Below are 2,592 nucleotides of genomic sequence, written 5' to 3'. Positions count from 1 at the left end.
TGCGAAAAGCATTCCCAAATGCGTTTAACCGCTATGGGATAGAGAGGTGCGTAGTTCACCCAAGGAGAATCAATCTCTCGAAGTAAAAGTGAAGGGAATTTCTGAAATGGAATTCAGTCTGTCTATATTTGACTATACTTTGACTAACTATAAACACTTTCTTAAGAATTAACCTATGTCACAATAGATGAAGATAAACCAAATAGTGTGAAATTGTAAACTAGGTATTACTGAATGGAACCGCTTTATCAGTACGCGTGGCTAGTTCCCGTCCTGCCTTTGGTAGGCGCTACCCTAGTCGGCGCGGGCTTAATTTCCTTTAATGAAGCCACCAATCGTCTGCGACAGGTAAATGCTGTATTGATCATTTCTACCCTCGGCGCGTCGATGGTGCTGTCCTTTGCGCTGTTGTGGAGTCAAATCAATGGACACGCTCCCTACAACCAAATGATCGATTGGGCATCGGCGGGTAACTTTCACCTGAAAATGGGTTATACGATCGATCACCTCAGTGCTTTAATGTCGGTTATCGTCACCACCGTAGCCTTTTTGGTGATGATTTATACCGATGGTTACATGGCCCACGACCCCAGTTATGTGCGTTTTTACGCCTATCTGAGCATTTTTAGCAGTTCTATGCTCGGTTTGGTCATCAGTCCCAATCTCGTCCAGATCTACGTTTTCTGGGAATTGGTGGGGATGTGTTCCTATCTGCTAGTAGGTTTCTGGTTCACTCGTCCGGCGGCCGCCGATGCCTGTCAAAAAGCCTTTGTTACCAACCGCGTCGGCGATTTTGGCTTATTACTGGGAATGCTGGGTCTTTTCTGGGCCACCGGCAGCTTCGAGTTTGATATCATGGGTGAACGTCTAGAGGAATTAGTCTCTTCTGGAGCCATTGCCGGCAGTTTAGCGGCATTATTCGCCGTTTTAGTCTTCCTTGGACCCGTGGCCAAATCAGCCCAGTTTCCCCTTCATGTCTGGCTACCGGATGCCATGGAAGGTCCGACCCCGATTTCGGCCCTGATTCACGCCGCCACCATGGTAGCCGCCGGAGTTTTCCTGATTGCCCGGATGTATCCCGTTTTTGAGCCAATTCCCACGGCGATGACGGTAATTGCTTGGACGGGGGCCTTTACTGCTTTTCTAGGGGCAAGTATCGCCCTCACCCAGAATGATATCAAAAAGGGTTTAGCCTATTCCACCATCTCCCAATTGGGTTACATGGTTATGGCTATGGGCATCGGCGCTTATAGTGCGGGGTTATTCCACCTGATGACCCACGCTTATTTTAAAGCGATGTTGTTCCTCGGTTCCGGTTCCGTCATCCACGGTATGGAGGATGTGGTCGGTCATGAGCCGGTTTTAGCGCAAGATATGCGGATGATGGGCGGTTTACGCAAGTATATGCCCATTACTGCCCTAACTTTCCTGGTGGGAACTCTAGCCATCTGCGGGATTCCTCCTTTCGCCGGTTTCTGGTCGAAGGATGAAATTCTCGGTTTAGCTTTTGAGGCGAACCCAGCTTTATGGTTAATCGGTTGGGGTACTGCGGGTTTAACGGCTTTTTATATGTTCCGGATGTACTTTAACACCTTTGAAGGGGAGTTTAGAGGTACTAATAAGGAGATTAAACGCCGACTGTTAGCCAATGCGGGTGCGATTCCGGCTTTTGGACCGGGGGCAATGAATGTTAAGCAATTAGACTCGGAAGCGCAGGAAGAAGACAACCACGGCCATCATGCCCGGGAACCCCACGAATCGCCAATTACTATGACTTTACCTCTAATGATTTTAGCGGTTCCCTCTTTGTTAATCGGTTTGGTGGGTAAACCTTGGCAGAATTTCTTCGAGGGTTTTATTCATGTTCCTAACGAAGTGGTGGAAGAAGTTCATGCTTTTGATTGGACAGAGTTTTTAATCATGGCGGGTAATTCGGTAGGGATTGCTTTAATCGGGATTACTGTCGCTTCTTTGATGTATCTCCAGAAGAAAATTGACCCCGCAACTATTGCCGAAAAATTCCCCGCTTTGTATCGTTTTTCCCTGAACAAATGGTACATTGACAATCTGTATGATCGAGTTTTCGTCCAGGGTTGTCGTCGTCTCGCGCGGCAAATTATGGAAGTGGATTATCGCGTTATTGATGGGGCAGTGAATTTAACCGGTTTAGCTACTCTTGTCAGTGGTGAAGGTCTCAAATACCTCGAAAATGGTCGCGCCCAATTCTATGCTTTAATTGTCTTTGCCGCAGTTTTGGGTTTAGTAATTGTCTATAGTCTGGTGTAAATTTTTAATCCCTTGACTAAAGATTTTTAGGGGCGCAAAGCCCCTTTTTTCAGCAGTTTTTTTGGTTTATAGCAGGCAGTAATACTAAATTATTAATAGATCGGTTCTGGGAGAGGGGTTGGGGGTGAGGGCAATTAACCATCTCTGCCATTACTTTAGAAAAATGGTATTGTAAAGTTTCAATACAAATATAGTCAGATATAGCCAGCCATGGTAATATGTGAACACGAAACTATCAGACTAGGCAAAAAAAACAGGAATAAGTTATCGAACGGCTTGGAGGTGGTGGAAACAAGGGAATTTAAC

The 2,592-nt window shown here is 46.1% G+C and carries 1 protein-coding gene; it reads left to right on the top strand.

Annotated elements, in window-relative coordinates; all coding sequences use genetic code 11:
• The first annotated feature begins 234 nt into the window (after nt 1-234).
• The gene (locus IM322_RS05150) at nt 235-2,286 is read left to right on the top strand and encodes an NAD(P)H-quinone oxidoreductase subunit 5 (RefSeq protein WP_287672459.1); all 2,052 of its coding nucleotides are present in this window, start codon (nt 235-237) and stop codon (nt 2,284-2,286) included.
• The last annotated feature ends 306 nt before the right edge of the window (nt 2,287-2,592 follow it).

The organism is Microcystis sp. M109S1 (assembly GCF_020247025.1).
In the GTDB taxonomy this organism is placed as follows: Bacteria; Cyanobacteriota; Cyanobacteriia; order Cyanobacteriales; family Microcystaceae; genus Microcystis.
Note: the sequence above shows the minus strand (reverse complement) of the source record. Positions and strands in the feature narration are given on the sequence as shown.